General features: G+C 67.5%; 22 protein-coding genes. 14 read left to right on the top strand and 8 right to left on the bottom strand.

The annotated features are described in order from the left end of the window. The first annotated feature begins 84 nt into the window (after nt 1-84). Both BWQ93_RS18795 and rplQ read left to right on the top strand, forming a co-directional pair. Nucleotides 85-1,143 (top strand): DNA-directed RNA polymerase subunit alpha, encoded by a 1,059-nt coding sequence (locus BWQ93_RS18795; protein WP_077031817.1) that lies wholly within the window; start codon nt 85-87, stop codon nt 1,141-1,143. Nucleotides 1,144-1,360: 217 nt separating this feature from the next. After that, on the top strand, nt 1,361-1,783 hold the full coding sequence (gene rplQ, locus BWQ93_RS18790) for a 50S ribosomal protein L17 (protein WP_077031816.1): 423 nt from the start codon (nt 1,361-1,363) through the stop codon (nt 1,781-1,783). A 97-nt stretch (nt 1,784-1,880) separates the two neighbouring features. Here rplQ and BWQ93_RS18785 read toward each other — a convergent pair whose 3' ends face one another. From BWQ93_RS18785 to BWQ93_RS20965, 3 genes are all read right to left on the bottom strand, one after another. Further along, nucleotides 1,881-2,192 carry a hypothetical protein gene (locus BWQ93_RS18785; RefSeq protein ID WP_077030098.1) on the bottom strand — a complete coding sequence of 104 codons (312 nt, stop codon included), beginning with the start codon at nt 2,190-2,192 and terminating at the stop codon, nt 1,881-1,883. Between the two features lie 103 nt (nt 2,193-2,295). After that, the gene (locus tag BWQ93_RS20970) at nt 2,296-2,955 is read right to left on the bottom strand and encodes a hypothetical protein (protein WP_156878296.1); all 660 of its coding nucleotides are present in this window, start codon (nt 2,953-2,955) and stop codon (nt 2,296-2,298) included. Between the two features lie 45 nt (nt 2,956-3,000). Then, nucleotides 3,001-3,333, bottom strand: coding sequence for a hypothetical protein (locus BWQ93_RS20965; protein ID WP_156878203.1), 333 nt, complete (start codon nt 3,331-3,333; stop codon nt 3,001-3,003). Between the two features lie 424 nt (nt 3,334-3,757). Here BWQ93_RS20965 and BWQ93_RS18780 point away from each other — a divergent pair, with 424 nt between their 5' ends. From BWQ93_RS18780 to BWQ93_RS18760, 5 genes are read left to right on the top strand one after another with little or no spacing between them, the layout of a single operon-like run. Continuing rightward, on the top strand, nt 3,758-4,174 hold the full coding sequence (locus BWQ93_RS18780) for a hypothetical protein (protein WP_077031815.1): 417 nt from the start codon (nt 3,758-3,760) through the stop codon (nt 4,172-4,174). Then, nucleotides 4,144-5,469 (top strand): terminase large subunit domain-containing protein, encoded by a 1,326-nt coding sequence (locus BWQ93_RS18775; RefSeq protein ID WP_077031814.1) that lies wholly within the window; start codon nt 4,144-4,146, stop codon nt 5,467-5,469. The genes BWQ93_RS18780 and BWQ93_RS18775 overlap by 31 nt, the downstream gene beginning before the upstream one ends. 45 nt (nt 5,470-5,514) lie before the next feature. Continuing rightward, on the top strand, nt 5,515-6,084 hold the full coding sequence (locus tag BWQ93_RS18770; RefSeq protein WP_077031813.1) for a GbsR/MarR family transcriptional regulator: 570 nt from the start codon (nt 5,515-5,517) through the stop codon (nt 6,082-6,084). 10 nt (nt 6,085-6,094) lie between these two features. Continuing rightward, a complete protein-coding gene (locus BWQ93_RS18765) occupies nt 6,095-6,820 on the top strand; it encodes a DUF4166 domain-containing protein (RefSeq protein ID WP_083721061.1) in 726 nt (241 codons plus the stop codon). Continuing rightward, nucleotides 6,813-7,913, top strand: a complete 1,101-nt coding sequence (locus BWQ93_RS18760) for a saccharopine dehydrogenase family protein (RefSeq protein WP_077031812.1) — start codon at nt 6,813-6,815, stop codon at nt 7,911-7,913. Before BWQ93_RS18765 ends, BWQ93_RS18760 begins: the two co-directional genes overlap by 8 nt. Before the next feature lie 139 nt (nt 7,914-8,052). Here the strand turns inward: BWQ93_RS18760 and BWQ93_RS18755 are convergent, their stop codons facing one another. Both BWQ93_RS18755 and BWQ93_RS18750 read right to left on the bottom strand, forming a co-directional pair. Further along, nucleotides 8,053-8,667 (bottom strand): sigma-70 family RNA polymerase sigma factor, encoded by a 615-nt coding sequence (locus BWQ93_RS18755; protein ID WP_077031811.1) that lies wholly within the window; start codon nt 8,665-8,667, stop codon nt 8,053-8,055. A gap of 109 nt (nt 8,668-8,776) precedes the next feature. Then, entirely contained in the window at nt 8,777-9,181 is a 405-nt protein-coding gene (locus BWQ93_RS18750; RefSeq protein WP_077031810.1) for a BLUF domain-containing protein, read from the bottom strand. A gap of 195 nt (nt 9,182-9,376) precedes the next feature. Here BWQ93_RS18750 and BWQ93_RS18745 point away from each other — a divergent pair, with 195 nt between their 5' ends. From BWQ93_RS18745 to BWQ93_RS18725, 5 genes are all read left to right on the top strand, one after another. Further along, on the top strand, nt 9,377-9,610 hold the full coding sequence (locus BWQ93_RS18745; RefSeq protein ID WP_077031809.1) for a NepR family anti-sigma factor: 234 nt from the start codon (nt 9,377-9,379) through the stop codon (nt 9,608-9,610). Beyond that, complete coding sequence (locus BWQ93_RS18740; RefSeq protein WP_077031808.1) at nt 9,607-10,239, top strand: sigma-70 family RNA polymerase sigma factor; 633 nt, start codon at nt 9,607-9,609, stop codon at nt 10,237-10,239. The genes BWQ93_RS18745 and BWQ93_RS18740 overlap by 4 nt, the downstream gene beginning before the upstream one ends. A gap of 71 nt (nt 10,240-10,310) precedes the next feature. After that, nucleotides 10,311-11,489 carry a PQQ-dependent sugar dehydrogenase gene (locus tag BWQ93_RS18735; protein WP_083721059.1) on the top strand — a complete coding sequence of 393 codons (1,179 nt, stop codon included), beginning with the start codon at nt 10,311-10,313 and terminating at the stop codon, nt 11,487-11,489. A gap of 95 nt (nt 11,490-11,584) precedes the next feature. Continuing rightward, the gene (locus BWQ93_RS18730; RefSeq protein ID WP_077031807.1) at nt 11,585-12,325 is read left to right on the top strand and encodes an esterase/lipase family protein; all 741 of its coding nucleotides are present in this window, start codon (nt 11,585-11,587) and stop codon (nt 12,323-12,325) included. Continuing rightward, nucleotides 12,322-12,771: a hypothetical protein gene (locus BWQ93_RS18725; RefSeq protein ID WP_077031806.1), complete on the top strand. Its 450-nt coding sequence runs from the start codon at nt 12,322-12,324 to the stop codon at nt 12,769-12,771. Before BWQ93_RS18730 ends, BWQ93_RS18725 begins: the two co-directional genes overlap by 4 nt. Nucleotides 12,772-12,798: 27 nt before the next feature. Here BWQ93_RS18725 and BWQ93_RS18720 read toward each other — a convergent pair whose 3' ends face one another. Then, nucleotides 12,799-13,311, bottom strand: coding sequence for a GNAT family N-acetyltransferase (locus BWQ93_RS18720; RefSeq protein WP_083721057.1), 513 nt, complete (start codon nt 13,309-13,311; stop codon nt 12,799-12,801). A 242-nt stretch (nt 13,312-13,553) separates the two neighbouring features. Here BWQ93_RS18720 and BWQ93_RS18715 point away from each other — a divergent pair, with 242 nt between their 5' ends. Next, the gene (locus tag BWQ93_RS18715; protein WP_077031804.1) at nt 13,554-14,012 is read left to right on the top strand and encodes an RrF2 family transcriptional regulator; all 459 of its coding nucleotides are present in this window, start codon (nt 13,554-13,556) and stop codon (nt 14,010-14,012) included. After that, complete coding sequence (locus tag BWQ93_RS18710; RefSeq protein WP_077031803.1) at nt 14,005-14,700, top strand: class I SAM-dependent methyltransferase; 696 nt, start codon at nt 14,005-14,007, stop codon at nt 14,698-14,700. The genes BWQ93_RS18715 and BWQ93_RS18710 overlap by 8 nt, the downstream gene beginning before the upstream one ends. A 3-nt stretch (nt 14,701-14,703) precedes the next feature. Here BWQ93_RS18710 and BWQ93_RS18705 read toward each other — a convergent pair whose 3' ends face one another. Both BWQ93_RS18705 and BWQ93_RS18700 read right to left on the bottom strand, forming a co-directional pair. Beyond that, a complete protein-coding gene (locus BWQ93_RS18705; protein ID WP_077031802.1) occupies nt 14,704-16,062 on the bottom strand; it encodes an aminotransferase-like domain-containing protein in 1,359 nt (452 codons plus the stop codon). Then, nucleotides 16,055-16,492 carry a DUF983 domain-containing protein gene (locus BWQ93_RS18700; RefSeq protein ID WP_077031801.1) on the bottom strand — a complete coding sequence of 146 codons (438 nt, stop codon included), beginning with the start codon at nt 16,490-16,492 and terminating at the stop codon, nt 16,055-16,057. The genes BWQ93_RS18705 and BWQ93_RS18700 overlap by 8 nt, the downstream gene beginning before the upstream one ends. Nucleotides 16,493-16,520: the final 28 nt, after the last annotated feature.

Here is a 16,520-nt window from a genome sequence, read left to right as displayed (position 1 = left end):
GTCGGGGCCGCATCCGCCACCTCCTAACGCCGGACCGGTCGGTTTCCGCCCCCGCCCCGTCCCGCCAAAAGCAAAGGGAAGACCATGACTGTCAATATCCGGAACTGGCAGGAATTGAAGAAGCCCAGCAACCTGGAAATCAAGGCCGGCAGCGACGGCAAGCGCAAGGCGACCTTCGTCGCCGAGCCGCTCGAGCGCGGTTTCGGCCTGACGCTCGGCAACGCGCTGCGCCGCGTGCTGCTGTCGTCGCTCCAGGGTGCGGCCATCACGTCGATCAAGATCGAGAACGTGCTCCACGAATTCTCGAGCCTGGCCGGCGTGCGCGAGGACGTCACCGACATCGTCCTCAACGTGAAGCAGATCGCGCTCAAGATGGAAGGCGAAGGCCCGAAGCGGCTCCAGCTTTCGGCCACCGGTCCCGCGACCGTCAAGGCCGGCGACATCATGGTGTCGGGCGACATCAAGGTGATGAACCCGAACCATGTCATCTGCCACCTCGACGAGGGCGCGACGCTGAACATGGAACTCGTCGCCGACACCGGCAAGGGCTATGTCCCCGCGACCGCCAACCGTCCGGCCGACGCCCCGATCGGCCTGATCCCGGTCGACTCGCTCTTCTCGCCCGTGCGCCAGGTCGCCTACAAGGTCGACAATGCCCGCATCGGCCAGGAACTGGACTATGACAAGCTGTCGCTGACCGTCGATACCGACGGCACGGTGACCCCGGAAGACGCCGTCGCTTACGCCGCGCGCATCCTCCAGGACCAGCTGCAGGTCTTCGTCCACTTCGAAGAAGCGATGAACGACAGCGGCATGATCGGCATGGCCGCCTCGCCGGCGACCGCCGACGAGAGCGACGTCAACCAGCTCAACCGCTTCCTGCTCAAGAAGGTCGACGAGCTCGAGCTGTCGGTCCGCTCGGCCAACTGCCTGAAGAACGACAATATCATCTACATCGGTGACCTCGTTCAGAAGACCGAAGCCGAAATGCTCCGCACGCCGAACTTCGGCCGCAAGTCCTTGAACGAAATCAAGGAAGTGCTGTCGTCGATGGGCCTGCGCCTGGGCATGGACATCCCCGGCTGGCCGCCGGAGAATATCGAGGAAATGGCCAAGAAGCTCGAACAGGAGCTGCTGGGTTAAAAATCCTCCCCGCTTGCGGGGAGGTGGCAGCCCGCAGGGCTGACGGAGGGGGTTCGCGGCACGACGCAATGTGTCAGGCCGAAGCCCCCCTCCACCACCGCTTCGCGGCGGTCCCCCTCCCCACAAGTGGGGAGGATCAAACGGGAAAAGGCTCCCCCTCAAGCGGGCCTGGTCTGGGCTACCTCACACGGGCCCTTAACAAACGAAGGAATGGATTATGCGTCATAAATCGGGTGGCCGGAAGCTGCAGCGCACCAGCGCGCATCGTACCGCGATGTTCCGCAACATGTCGGCCTCGCTCATCAAGCATGAGCAGATCACGACCACCGTCGCCAAGGCGAAGGAACTGCGTCCTTACGTCGAAAAGCTGGTCACGCTCGCCAAGCGCGGCGGCCTTGCCAATCGCCGTCTCGCGCAGAGCCGCCTGCTCGACGAAACCCAGCTGAAGAAGCTGTTCGACGCCATCGCGGCACGCTACGCCGACCGCGCCGGCGGCTACACCCGCGTGATCAAGGCCGGCATCCGCGCCTCGGACGCCGCGCCGATGGCGATCATCGAATTCGTCGACCGCGACATCGACGCCAAGGGCCAGGATTCGGGTCCGGTCGATCAGTATGACGACGAGATGGAAGCCGCGTAAGCGCGCTTCCAGCGATAAAGATCAAGGGCGGCGTCCGGAAGAGGATGGCCGCCCTTTTTTTGTGGGCCGGTGTCGGCTTTGGGGTGGCAAGCGGACGTCAGTCCGTGACTACCGCTTCCCCAATGAAGCGCCCCTCCCACAGGTAAAATTTACGCGCTCGACGCATTGTCTCCGCACCTTCGGAAGAAAGAAAGACGAAGCCCACTTGCCGCTTCGTTCCCGGCTCTAACGGGCGATCGGCCAATTGCAGTCGGGCATCCCACCCTCCCTTGCTGGTCCGCTTTTCAGTGAAGCAGGGACAACCATAGCCGGGCTGGATGGCAGTTGATCTGCCGCCATCATCGGGTGGATAAATGAGCACCTCGGCGATCAGATCGGGCGCCCTCGTTTGCCAAGGTTCGATTGTCATGATCTGGAGTGTATGCGGCCGTCCGCCAGTGTCCGCAATCGGTCGTTAGCGGTCATTCGATCCAGGTTGACAGCGAACGGCGGAAATGGGGTGGGAAGCGGACTTACTCGGGTACAGCCTCATTCCCGATAAAACCGAGCTCAAAACCCGCTACGGACGCCGCTGCCATCAAGCATGATACCGCGTCGTCGTCCTCAGCCCTTGGTGGCAGCGGGATCTTTTGAAGCCATGCGGGATTGATGGCGCGGGGGCCGTATTCTGATTGCAGGGCTCCCTTGGCGGCGGGCCCACAAATGGCCTCCAGTTCTCCGGAGAATGCCGCTTCGTTCGTTTCCCCGGCTCGAAACGTTGGCACCTTATCAAGAAGGCCTCGCATAGACAGCCAAGCAACGGCTTGCGCTCTATAAACGGCCGAATATTTGGCCGCCCTTATCTCATCGAATCCTTTTTGAAGTTCGGGCGGCAACTCGACATTATGATATCCGGCAGCCGTTTCGATACATTGCAGTTGTGCTTCTGTCGCGTCACGAACGGCAAGGACATACGACCGCAAGAGATCGTCATATCGGATATTCACAGCGCCTGCGCCACATTGGGTGATTTGCTCAGCTGCGGCTTGGGGACTGACCAAACCCGCGCGTTCCGAGGCGTCAGGAGCCGACGACGACCACAGGATAATTATCGGAAATAGCGTTGCTAAGAAGCTCATAACCAGAACCGTCGCACGGACGCCAAATGTCCGCAATCGGTCGTTTGCCGTCATTCGACCATCCCCGGCGGCGATCGGCCGAAATGGGGTGGGAAGCAGTCATTCGTTCGTAAGCCGATCGCCTCCCGCCACTAATGAGAACGCTCTGTCGGCGACAGTTTGAAGTGCTTCTATTGCATCGTGGCTGGGATGTTTAGAACGTAGATCCAATAGCGGGATCAAGGCGTTTCGAACCTCGGAGATCGCTTTCAGCTCATCAGAAGCATAGCCATCCGAATCCAAAAAATCCGACAAACGCTCGTTCATCGCGTCCAAATAATCGCTATAAGGCACTTTGCCGGCCATCTGCCTATTACCACGTAGCTGATTCAGCGCCTCTATTGCGCGTTCACGGATATCTTGGCGCGCCCATTCTGGTGATCTGTAAGGCATGATCCATCTTACGGCCCAACTTGAGCTTCCGCAATTGGTCGTTAGCGGTCATTCCCCTCCCCTCCAGGGAGGAGACGGAATATCCCTGTCACAGCGCGCTGCCCATTTATCCAAATAGGTTATTTTCTTGACATTGTGACGCTGTTTTGGTACTCGCGGCGGAACTGGGCCGTTGCGCCGGTTTCCTGACGAGGGGTTTTTCACATGAGCGAGAGGACGAGCACCGCGCGCAAGCGCGGGAGGGATGGTTGCGTGCCGGAAGCGGAGCAGGCCGTCATCCGCGATCAGCGCGGCAAATTGCAGGTCGAGCGGCGGGTCGGGCATCGGTGGAGCGCGAAGGCCGAGGCGGTGTTTCTGGGCGAGTTGGAGGCGACGTGCAACGTCCTGGCGTCGGCGGCGGCGGCGGACTTACGATGCGTTTCGCGTGGCGTGGGAGGGGGCGCTGGAAAGCGGTTACGCGCGGCTGGAGATGGCGCTGGTGTGCGCGGCGACCAATTTGCTGGCGCCGCCGCCGCCCGCTGCGCCCGATGCCACCGACGCGGACGGCGCCGACGGTGGCGCGGCAGCGGCGGTCGGCGGGCCCGCGCCCTTTGGCGGGATGACGGCGCGCGAGGCGTTGCAGGTGCTGCGGCTGCATCGCTACGGCGTGCGCGGCGGGGCGGTGCAGCGGTTCGACTGGCGGACCAAGCCGGTCAATCCCGAGGCGATGCGCGCCGAAATATTGCGCAAGCTGGATGTGATCGAGGCGCATGACCGGAAGGCCGGGGGCGGCAAGGCGCGCGCGCGCAAGCCGCGCAAGGCCAAAGGCGGATGGGCGGCGGCGATCTGCGCGCGCGCCTGATGCGCGCGGGGGCGGCGGGGCGGGCGCGGCTGGTCGATCGTCTGTCGGAGGCCGAGCGCGGCTTTCTGGCCGGGGATTTCACGCTGTATCGCCATGGCGGGCAGGCGGTGCCCGGCGGTGCGTGGCGCAACTGGGTGCTGATGGCGGGGCGCGGGTTCGGCAAGACGCGGGTCGGCGCCGAATGGATCTGGTCGCTGGTCCGCGCGGCGCGCGAACCGCTGCACATCGCGCTGGTCGGCGCGACGATCGACGAGGCGCGGCGGGTGATGGTCGACGGGCCGAGCGGCATCCTGGCGGTGCAGCAGCCGGGCGAGGCGGTGCATTGGCAGGCGGCGCGCGGGCTGCTGCGCTTTCGCGGCGGTTCGCGGGCGCAGCTGTTTTCCGGCGCGCATGGCGAGGGGCTGCGCGGGCCCGAACATCATTTTGCGTGGTGCGACGAGCTGGCGAAATGGAAGCAGGGCGAGGCGGCGTGGCACAATCTGCAGCTGGGCCTGCGCGCGGGCGAGACGCCGCAATGCCTGGTCACCACGACGCCGCAGCCGTCGCGGGCGATGAAGATGGTGCTGGCAACGCCCGGCACCGTGGTTTCGGGCGGCGGGACGCACGACAATCCGCATCTGCCCGAAGCCTATCGGGCGGCAATGGCGGCGCAATATGGCGGAACGCGGCTGGCGCGGCAGGAACTGGACGGCGTGATGCTGAGCGATGTGCAGGGAAGCCTGTGGGGCGAGGCGCTGATCGCGCGGTGCCGGCTGCCCGCCCGCGCGGCGCATTATGACCGGGTCGCGATCGGGGTCGACCCGCCGGCTTCGGCGCGCGGAACGTGCGGCATCGTGGTGGCGGGAGTGGTGGGTGGCGGCGGCGGCGGCGGAATCGCGCATGTGATCGCCGACCGGTCGGTGGGCGGGGTGTCGCCCGAGGGCTGGGCGCGGACGGTAGTGCGCGCGGCGGCCGATTTCGGCGCCGACCGCATCGTCGCCGAGGGCAATCAGGGCGGCGACATGATCCGTTCGGTGCTGCGCGCCGCGAACCCGCTGCTGCCGTTGACGATCCGCTATGCCGCCCAGTCCAAGGGGGCGCGCGCCGAGCCGGTCGCGGCGCTGTTCGAGAACGGCCGGGCGTTTTTCGTCGGCGGCGGCTTTCCCGAACTGGAGGAGCAATTGGCGGGGATGGTCGCGGGGGGCGGCTATGAGGGGCCGGGCGCCTCGCCCGACCGCGCCGATGCGATGGTGTGGGCGCTTTACGAGCTGATGCTGACGGCGGCGAGCGCGCCCGCGGTGCGGCGGCTGGATTAGCGGGTTTCGCTTGACATGGCGCCGGTTTCGTCCGATATTTCTGTTATGACAGAAATTATCGAACATGAGGCAAAACTGTCCCCCGCGGCGACCGAGTTCATCCTCCATTGGGGCAATCTCGGTGGGCAATGGGGCGTGAACCGTTCGGTCGCGCAAATCCATGCCCTGCTGTTCGTCAGCGACCGCCCGCTGCATGCCGAGGAGATCGCCGACCTGCTCGGGCTCGCGCGCTCGAACGTCTCCAATTCGATCAAGGAACTGCTGGGCTGGCGGCTGATCGAGCGCGTGCCCTTGCTCGGCGACCGGCGCGACCATTTCACCGCCGAGACCGATATCTGGGAGATGGTCACGCGCATCGCCGCGGGGCGCAAGGCGCGCGAGGTCGATCCGGCCGAGGCGGCGCTCAAGGCCTGCGTCGCACGTGCGGCGCATGACCCCGGGCTCAGCGACGGCGCCAAGGCGCGGCTCGCCGACATGCTCGATTTCGTGACGACGATGAGCCGCTGGCACGACGAGATGCTGAGCGTGCCCAAACCCGCGCTGATGCGGCTGATCAAGCTCGGCGCCGGAGTGACGAAACTGATCAACTGGCGCCCCGGCAAGGGCAAGCAGTAGGAGAGAGGCGATGGGGGAACAGCGCCAGCACGAAAGCCACGACGCCCCCCTATCCGTTCGTCCCGAGCGAAGTCGAGGGACGCAAAAGCCGGCGCCAGCGTGTCTCGACTTCGCTCGACACGAACGGGAGGATGAGGGAGACACGCGCTTCCGCCGCCTCGTCCCGCGCGCCGACTGGGATGCGCTGCCCGAGGACGTTCGCCGCCGCTTCTCCAAGCGCCTCACGGGGCAGGCGGTCGCGGCCTATAGCGGCGAGATCGTCTGGACGCGGCTCTCGCGCGCGGGCTGGCTGCTCGCGCAGCTCTGCCGCCTGATCGGCGCGCCGCTCCCGCTCGAGGCCAGCGGCCCCGCCCCCGCGGCGGTCGCGGTCAGCGAGGAACGCCGCCGCGGAGGCCAATATTGGACGCGCCTCTACGGCCGCCGCCGCGGCCATCCGCAGGCGATCCACAGCGCCAAGAGCTTCGCGGGTCCGACGGGGCTGGAGGAACATATCGGCCGCGGTTTCGGCATGGCGCTGACCGTGCGCGCGGAGGCCGACGCGCTGATCTTCGCGTCCGACCATTATTTCTGGCAGCTCGGCGGCGTCCGCCTGCGCCTTCCCGCCTGGCTGGCACCGGGCGAGACGGTCGTCACGCACCAACACCTAGGCCACGCGCGCTTCGCCTTCGACCTCAAGGTCACCCATCCGCGGCTCGGCGAACTGGTCAACCAGCACGGGCTATTCCGCGATGGTTGAGCTTCGCGTGCTGCTGATCGGCGCGACGGGCGTCTTCGGCAGCCGCCTCGCCGAACGGGCCGCGCGTGAAGACGGTATCGCGCTCACCCTCGCCGCGCGCGACCGGGCGAAGCTCGATGCGCTCGCGGCGCGGCTCGGCGGCCTGCCGGTGCGAACGCTCGACCGCGCGAATATCGCCGCCGCAGACCTCGCCGGTTTCGACGTCGTCGTCGATGCCGCGGGGCCGTTCCAGGCCTCGGCCCCGACGGTGATCGAGGCCGCGATCGCGTCGCGCGTCTCCTATATCGACCTCGCCGATGGCCGCGATTTCGTCGCCGGCATCGCCGCGCACGACGCCGCGGCGCGGGCGGCGGGGATCAGTATCACCTGCGGCGCCAGCTCGATCCCGGCGCTGTCGCACGCGGTGCTCGACGATCTGACCGCCGGGTGGAGCAGGATCGACCGGATCGCGATGGGCATCTTTCCCGGCAACCGCGCGCCGCGCGGGCTGGCGGTGGTGCAGGCGATCCTCTCCTATGTCGGCCATCCGGTGCGCGTGTGGCGCGGAGGGCGCTGGACCGCGGTCCCCGGCTGGGGGATGACGCAGCGCTGGGCGGTGCCGGGCGTCGGCAAACGCTGGGCCAGCGTGTGCGATACGCCCGAACAGGATCTGCTCGTCGCGCGCTATCGCCCCGCAGACAGCGCCGAATTTTTCGCCGGCATGGAGCTGTCGATCCTCCACCTCGGCCTCGCGCTGCTGGCGCTGCCGGTGCGCTGGGGATTGCCGCGCAGCCTGCGCCCCGCGGCACGGCCCTTGCTCGCGATCGCCCGGCTGTTGCTCCCCTTCGGCAGCGATGTCGGCGCGATGGACATATGCGTCGGTGGGCAGGACGCGGGCGGCAAGGCGACGACCGCGCGCTGGACGTTGCGCGCCGACGGCAATCGCGGACCTTATGTGCCGACGCTGGCGGCGCTTGCGATGCTGCGCCGTTTTCGCGACGGCCAGGCCCCCGAGCCCGGCGCCCGCGCCTGCGCGGGCATGCTTTCGCTCGCCGAGTTCGCCGCCGATTTTGCTGCGCTGGGGATTACGACCGGGCACGATGGCGGCAAGTGACCGCGGCCCTCGGCTTTGGGGTGGATTTGAGACATCCGATTTTGCATCGTCATCCCGGCGAAGGGTGAGATCCCGGACTTCGCCGGGATGACGGAAGGCGCCCGAGACCAGTCCCTATCGAACCAGACAAGCAGGGGGCTTATCCCCCGCTCGGGCCATTCGAGGTCAGGCTGTCGACATCGTCCATGATGCTGCGGAAGGCCTCGCTCGCGGGCAGGATATCGTGGCTGCGCAGCGGCATCTGCCCGCCCTCGAGGATCGCGTGCAGCGCGGTGCGCGCGCGCGACACGCGGCTCTTCATCGTGCCCACCGCGCAGCCGCAGATCGCCGCGGCCTCCTCGTAGCTCAGCTGTCCCGCGCCGATCAGCACCAGCGCCTCGCGCTGGTCGACGGGCAGTAGCAACAACCCGCGCTGGACGTCGGCGAGGTGCAGGCTGTCGTCCTGGTCGTCGGGCGCCACGAGCAGCCGTTCGGCGGCGAGTTCGTCATATTCGGCGGTGAATTTCTTGCGCCGCATCTGCGACAGGAAACAATTGCGCAGGATCACGAAGGCCCAGCTCTTCATGCTCGACGGGCCGGGAATATATTGTTCGCGCGCCTTCCACGCCTTCAGCATCGTTTCCTGGACCAGGTCGTCGGCCAGGTCGGCGTTGCCGCAAAGGCTGCGCCCGAAGGCGCGCAGATGCGGCAGCATCGCGGCCAGTTCGCGCTTGAAGGTCGCGTCGTCGAGCGGCTGAGCTATATCCACGGTCATCGCGCGCGCCGTTTCGGACGCCGGGCCGCTTCCATCGAAATTAATATCATCTTCCGACGGCTTAGCCCGTTCGGCGGGCGATGCAAACCCATATGGGCGGCAGCGCCGCTCACCCCGCCCCGCCGTGCCGGCCGAGCGCGAGGAAATTCGTCATCAGCCGTTCGTCCTGCGGATCGAAACGGCCCCGTGCCGCGAGGCGCGACAGATCTTCGCCGTGATGCCGGAAGAGCGGACTGTACAGCATCGAGAAGCCGGCAAATTCGCGCTCCGATACAAGTCGCCGCCGGATTTCGATCAGCCCGTTGTGCCGCCTGTCGGCGCGGATGCGCGCGAGACACGCCTCGACCTTCGCTACAGGTCCTTCGAGTAGCTGCATGAAATTCTGACCGTTGTAGATCAGCGCGCCGGTCAATTCGTCGCGCACATTGCACCGCTGCGCGCTTTCGACCAGCGCGGCGACGTCGCCGACCGTCAGGCCGGGGTCGGCCACGCTTATATATATGACCGAAAGCATTCGCGACCTCCCGCCCGCCGCGACGCGCGGAGGCTTTCGTAGACCTTAGTCGCCCGGCCGCGGCGGCGGCTTAACCTAGATTATGCGGGACAAAATGGCGGTCGGCTGCTCCACCCGTCGCAAAAAACAACCCGCCGGGGAACTTGCCTGCCGGTTTTTCGTTCATCGGATATGGCAACCCACGGCGATCATAGGATGGAAGGCAGCGAAATGCCGCGCCCCGCGACCAACGGTCGGCGGGCGCAGAACGGCAGCTTCCCCGGCACCAATGGTGACCAGTGGCACCGCGCGCTGACCGGGCGGCAGGCCCCTGAGCCGGTGAGCACGAAGCTGAAGATGATTTATGGCAATGTCGTCGCCGAACCGCTTCCCGACGATATGCTCGACCTGCTCCACCAGCTCGACCAGAAAGCGCCCGGACACGAATGACCCAGGCAAGCGCCGTTTCACAGCGGGAGGATGGGCAGCTTTCCGACCGGGAGTTCAAGACTCTGCTCGCGGGGGTCATCCCCCATCTTCGCGCCTATGGCCGCAGCCTGTCGGGCAATCCCGACCTCGCCGACGATCTCACCCAGGACACGATGGTCAAGGCGTGGGCCTCGCGCGACCGTTTCGAGGCGGGCACGTCGATCAAGGCGTGGACCTTCGTCATCCTGCGCAACACCTTCCTGTCGCAGATGCGCCGCAACAAGTTTGTCGGCGACTATGACGAGACCGCGGTCGAGCGCACGCTGTCGACTCCGGCGAGCCAAGAGGAATCGGGCGAGATGGCCGACCTGCAGCGCGGCCTGATGGAATTGCCGCAGGACCAGCGCGAGGCGCTGATCCTCGTCGGCGCGGGCGGCATGTCGTACGAGGAAGCCGCGGGCATCTGCGGCTGTGCGCTCGGCACGATGAAGAGCCGCGTGTCGCGCGCGCGCCACGCGCTCGAGGAAATCATGAGCAGCGGGCATTTCAGCCAGAAGCGCGCCGACGCCGCGCCCGCGAGCGAGGCGATCGACGCGATCATGGACAGCGTCGAGACCATCGCCGCGCGGCATGGTGCGGGGGAGCGCTAGACCCTCTCGACATTGCGGGCAGGGCGCGTCAGATTGCAGCTTCGATCCCCCCAGCGAAACGAGTGACATCCATGAAGACCCTCCCCAATTTCGCCATCGCCGCGGCGATGCTCGTCGGCGCCTGCTCGACGGGCGCGACGCAGAGCGAAGCCGCCCCCGCGGATACCTCGACCATCGACGCCAATGGCGAACAGCCCGCGGCCCCGCTCAGCGCGGCGCCCTTCACGGTCGAGGACGTCGCGAGCTTCAACGAGCCCTGGGCGATGACCTTCCTCCCCGGCGGCAAGCAGGCGCTGGTCACCGAGAAACCGGGCAAGCTCAAATTGTGGCAGGAGGGCGGCTCGACGCTCGATGTCGCGGGTGCGCCGACTGTGGCTTATGGCGGACAGGGCGGTTTCGGCGACGTCATCCTCGCCCCCGACTTTGCGACCAGCGGCACGATCTACCTGAGTTGGGTCGAACCTGGCGAGGGCGGCACCTTCGGCGCGGTGGTCGGCACAGCGAAGCTGGTGCAGGGCGCGTCGCCCAGGATCGAGGGGCTGCGGCAGATCTGGACCCAGTCGCCCAAGGTCAGCGGCCGCGGCCATTTTTCGCACCGCCTCGCCTTTTCGCCCGACGGCAAATATCTCTTCATCGGATCGGGCGAGCGGCAGAAGTTCGACCCCGCGCAGGACATGAAGGCCAATCTCGGCAAGATATTGCGCCTCAATCCCGACGGCAGCGTGCCCGCCGACAACCCCTTCGTCGGCGAAGGCGGCGTCACCGCGCAGATCTGGTCGCTCGGCCACCGCAATATCCTCGGCCTGACCTTCGACGGCGCGGGCCAGCTCTGGAACCAGGAAATGGGGCCCAAGGGCGGCGACGAGGTCAATCTCGTCGCGGCGAAGGCGAATTACGGCTATCCGATCGTCTCGAACGGCGACCATTATGACGGCAAGGACATCCCCGACCACCCGACGCGCCCCGAATTCGCCGCACCGAAACTGTGGTGGAACCCCGCCGTCTCGCCCGCCGGGCTCGCCTGGTACGACGGCGACCTCTATCCCGGCTGGAAGAACAGCCTGCTGATGGGCGCGCTGTCGGGCGAGGGGCTGATCCGCATGGGCGTGGACGGCGAGACGCTCCACAAGTCCGACCGCTGGGATTTCGGCACCCGCATCCGCGAGGTCGAGGTGCGCGAGGACGGCACGGTGTGGCTGCTCACCGACGGCAGCGGCGGCAAGCTGCTCAAGCTGGTCCCGAAGAAATAACCGTTCCCCGGCGAAAGCCGGGATCCACCACCACCCGGGCTATGCTTCTGTTCCCCGGCTTTCGCCGGGGAACGGTAAGGACTATATCCCCCACGATGATCCGCGGCTTCCTCACCCGGCGCGCCGAATGGCCGGCGCGCATTCCCGATCCCGACGCGCCGCCACCGCTGCGGCTGTTGTGGCGCGAGGTGACCGGGCTGCTCTGGGCCTTGTGGAGCCGCATCCGGCCGATGCCCGCCGAACCCAATCCCGACAGCGACCATCCGCCGGTGATGGTGCTGCCGGGTTTCCTGTCGGGCGACTGGGCGACCAAGGCGCTGCGCGCCGACCTGCGCCGCGCGGGCTTTCGCTGCTACGCCTGGGGCCTCGGCTTCAACCGCGGCGCGACGCCTGACATCATCGAGCGCATCGACGGCCGCGTGCAGTGGATCATCGAGCGCACCGGCCACGCCCCCGCACTGGTCGGCTGGAGCCTCGGCGGCATCTACGCCCGCGAATATGCCAAGCATCATCCGGGGAAGGTCGCGCGCGTCGTCACTTTGGGTTCGCCCTTTTCGGGCAGCCGCCGCGCCAACCGCGCGTGGCGCCTCTATCATCTGATCGCGCGCCATCCGGTCGACAACCCGCCGATCGACTTCCACCCGGCGCCGCGCCCCGAAATGCCGACCTTCGCGCTCTGGTCGTCCTATGACGGCGTCGTCGCGGTGACCAGCGCGCGCGGCGCCCCGCACGAAAGCGACCGCCAGGTCGAGGTCGACTGCGGCCATATGGGCTTCGCCTACGCCCCGACCTCGGTGGCGGCGATCGTCAAGGCGTTGCAGGAAGAGGTGGCGTGAAGGCGCCGCACCGCATCGCGGCGCTGCTTTTCGCTGGCGCGCTCCTGGCACCCCCCGGCGCCGGGTTTGCCGGTGCCACCGAAACGATCTGCTCCGACCCTGCGCGGGCAGAGATCAAGGCCGCCGCGCGTCTGCGGTTCGATGAACGGGGAACGCGCCCGATCGAGGCGCTCCTCGCGAACGCCGAAACCCAGCTCGGCATGACCGACTGGAGCCTCGTCGGCCATGACTTCAGCATCTATGGCCTGCAGAGCCCGAAAGTCAGCCTGCTGATCCGCGTCACTTGGCGCCCCGGGGCCAGCGTGGGGGTGGCGTCGGTCGAACGGACGTGCATCGACGACAATCTCGAGGATTGGGAGCCCTACTGGGACAAGTTCCTCACCGCGATGACCGAACAGGGACAAGGATGGGAATTGCATCCTTGGCCAAAATCAGCAGCCCAATGACCAGGGAGTAGTGAGCCAAAGCCGCGATCAGCACACGTCGATCCCCGATCCCGGCCGCCATTTCATCAACACCCGTCCCGGCCGCCGCCCCACTTTCCCCGTCGCCAGAAAGCCGATCCGCCGCAGCAGCGCGCGCGAGCGGTCATTCTCCGGATGGCATTCGGCGACGATCGCGCCGCCCGGGCGCGACGCCGCGATCTCGCGCACCACCGCATCGACCGCCTCGGTCGCGAGCCCCTGCCCACGCGCCGAGGCTGCGAACCAGTAACCGACCTCGACCTCGCGCGCGTCGCGCCTGTGGACGCCGATCACCCCCTGCAGCCGCCCATCGCCGCGGTCGCGCACCGCATGGAACACATCGCCGCCGCCCGATCCGGCGATCAGCGCGCGCGCATCGGCCTCGGTGAAGGGCGCGGGCAGGAAATGGACCTGGTCGGTCACCGACGCATCGGTGATCGCCGCGAGCGCGGACGCGTCGTCGGCGTGCAGCGGCGCGATGCGGCAGCGGTCGGTCGATAGGGCAAGCAAAACATCGGTCATGTCGCGTCTTTCAGGATGCGCACGCCGGGACCGGAGGGGTGATATGATGATGACCATTCGCCTGTCCGAACACGGCGGCGATGGTCACAGGTGATGCCATGCCGCTCCTATGTAAAGGAGCGCCAATACGCCTTGAATCGGGTGGATCGGTCGTTGGTCATCGCCGGTGTGGCTAATCGCTCCGCGATCGCCGGTCAATCCCGGGTCTTGACGATCGTATTTCACGTACTATTTAAAGTTACATGAAACGCGACAGCCGGCTCTCTGGCGTGCTCCACGTCCTTCTCCACATGGCCGAAGCGGATGCGCCGATGACGTCGGAGCAGCTCGCCAAGGCGATGCAGACCAACGCCGTCGTCGTCCGCCGCATCCTTGGCGGCCTCCGCGACGCGGGGTTCGTGCACAGCGAAAAGGGCCATGGCGGCGGCTGGACGCTCGCGCGCGACCTGTCGAAGATCACGATGCGCGACGTCTATGACGCGATCGGCCGGCCGCGGCTGATGGCGATGGGCAACCGCACCGAGGCGCCGGGCTGCCTCGTCGAGCAGGCGGTCAACGCCGCGCTCGACACCGGTTTTCGCGAGGCCGAGGCGCTGCTGCTGGCGCGCTTCGGCGACGTGACGCTCGCGGCGCTCGCCGCCGATTTCCAAGCGCGCCTCGCCGCGCGCCCTCCCCACACAAAGGATCGTCATCATGGCTGAAGGCGCTAGGCATTTCCTCGACAGCTTCAAGGACCCCGAAGCCGTCGCGCATTACACCGACGGCCCGCGCCGCTTCGTCCCCGCGCTCGACGGGCTCCACCGCATGACCGGGCTGCTGCTCGCCGAGCGCGTGCCCGCGGACGCGCATATCCTCGCGCTCGGCGCGGGCGGCGGGCTGGAGCTCAAAGCGTTGGCCGACGCATATCCCGGCTGGGCCTTCACCGGGGTCGATCCCGCGGGCGCGATGCTGCGTCTTGCGGCGCAGACACTCGGCCCGCACGCGCACCGCGCCGATCTGGTCGAGGGTTATATCGACGACGCGCCCGCCGGCCCCTTCGACGGCGCGATCTGCCTGCTCACGCTGCACTTCCTCGCGAGCGACGAGCGCATCCGCACCGCCGCCGCGATCCGCAAGCGCCTCAAACCCGGCGCACCCTTCGTCGCCGCGCACGGCAGCTTCCCGCAAGGCCCGGACGAGCGCGACCGGTGGCTCGACCGCTACGCCGCCTTCGCCATCGCCTCGGGCGGCGATCCCGAGCAGGTCGCCAAAGGCCGCGAGGCGGTCGCCACGCACGTCGCGATGCTGAGCCCCGAAGCCGACGAGGATGTGCTGCGCGCCGCGGGATTCGCCGGGGTCGAGCAATTTTACGCGGCCTTCACCTGGCGCGGCTGGGTGGGGTATGCCTGAGGCCTAGATCACGCCCTCGCGGCCGCTCCCCGACAGTTGCATTTCGAGCGCCGTCAGCCCGCGCGCGAGGCCCGTACGGTCGATCGCGCCGCCGAGCGACACGCGCAGCGCCGACACGCTGCTCTCGCCCGCGGCGAACATGTCCGAGGGGACGGCGGTCAGCCCCTCGGCGCGCAGCGCGGCCGCGACCTGCACGCGGTCGAGCGGCGGCGGCAGCGGCACCCACAGATGATAGCCGCAGTCGTGCGCGGCATAGCTGCCGGGCGGCAACACCGAGGCTGCGATCGCCTGCCGCGCCTTCGCTTCGGCCCGCGTTTCGGCGGTCAGGCGGGCGTAGCTGCCGTCCTCGATCCAGCGCGTCACCAGCGCGCAGTCGAGCGGCGGGGCCATCACCGTCGAAGCATGCACTTCGGCCGCGAGCGCGAGCGCGTCGCGCATGCTAGGCGCGCGGACGTGCGCGACGCGCAGCGCGGGCGACAGGATTTTCGACACGCTCGCGACATAGAAACCGAGGTCGGGGACGAAGCTGGTCACCGGGGCGAGCGGGTGATCGGGGAGCTGGCCATAAGCGTCGTCCTCGATCAGTCGTACGTCGTGGCGGCGCAGCGCCGCGGCGAGCGCCTCGCGTTCGGCGAGATCAAGCGTGCGCGAGGTCGGGTTGTCGTTGGTCGGGACCAGATAGAGGGCGGCGACCTTGGTCGTGCGGCACAGCGCGTCGAGGCTGGCGGCATCGACGCTGGCGAGCGGCGCGAGGCGGAGGCCGAAGCGCCGCGCGAGCGCGAGGAAGACCGAATAGACATGCGCCCCGCACGCCACGACATCGCCGGGTTTCAGCGTCGCCGACACGATCGCGTGCAGCGCATTTTGCGCGCCCGCCGCGACGACCAGCTGGTCGGGCTCACTCGCCAATCCCAATCGTCCGAAGAGCGCCGCGCCCGCCTCGCGGTCGACGGCGCGTCCACCCGCGGGCGTATAGTGCAGCCGCCCGCCTGCGCCCTCGGCGCGGAGCAGCGCACTCGCGGTGCGCTCCCATGTCGCGAGCAGCGAGCCGTCCGCGACCTCGGGCGGCATGTTCATCCCCGTGTCGCGCGGCGGCGGCCCCGCGGCGATCACATCCTGCGGCAGAATGAAGCTGCCCGCGCGCCCGCGCGCGCCGATCAGCCCGCGCCCGCGCGCCTGGTCATAGGCCTTGGTGACGGTGGTCAGATCGACGCCGAGCCGCGCCGCAAGGTCGCGCTGTGGCAGCAGCCGGTCGCCCGCGCGCAGTCGCCCGCTCTCGACCGCCGCCTGCATCGCATCGGCGATCGCGAGATATTTGGCGCCGCTGATCCGGCTGAGATCGGGAACCCACGCTTCAGGCATCCGCCTCCCGAACCTCCCCCTTGGCGCGCGCGTTGAGCTCGGCCCATAGCGCGCCCGTGCCCGCTTCCTGCGCCTTGTTCACATATTGCGACGCGACGAGCCAGCCCTTGATCGGGTGCAGCACCGCGAGGCACGGCAGGATCATCAACGGCACCGAGGTCAAAAGATGCACCCACCAGGGCGGGTTCACCGCGACCTCGAACCACACGACGAGGAAGAGCAAGGGAAAGGCGACGAAGCAGAGCGAGAAAAAGGCCGGGCCGTCGTCGGGCGCCGCGAACTCATAATCCAGCCCGCAGACCTCGCAGCGGTCCGAGACCTTGAGCCAGCGGCGGAACATCTTGCCCTCGCCGCAGCACGGGCAGTGGCCGTGCAGCCCCGTCCGATAGATCCAGAGCCATTTTTCGCGCCCTTCACGTTCGCCGCTCATCTTCGATACCCTGCATGATGCCGTGTAG

The sequence above is a fragment of the Sphingopyxis sp. QXT-31 genome (genome assembly GCF_001984035.1).
In the GTDB taxonomy this organism is placed as follows: domain Bacteria; phylum Pseudomonadota; class Alphaproteobacteria; order Sphingomonadales; family Sphingomonadaceae; genus Sphingopyxis.
The sequence above is the reverse complement of the archived record's forward strand: the minus strand, read 5'-3'. Positions and strand labels throughout refer to the sequence as shown.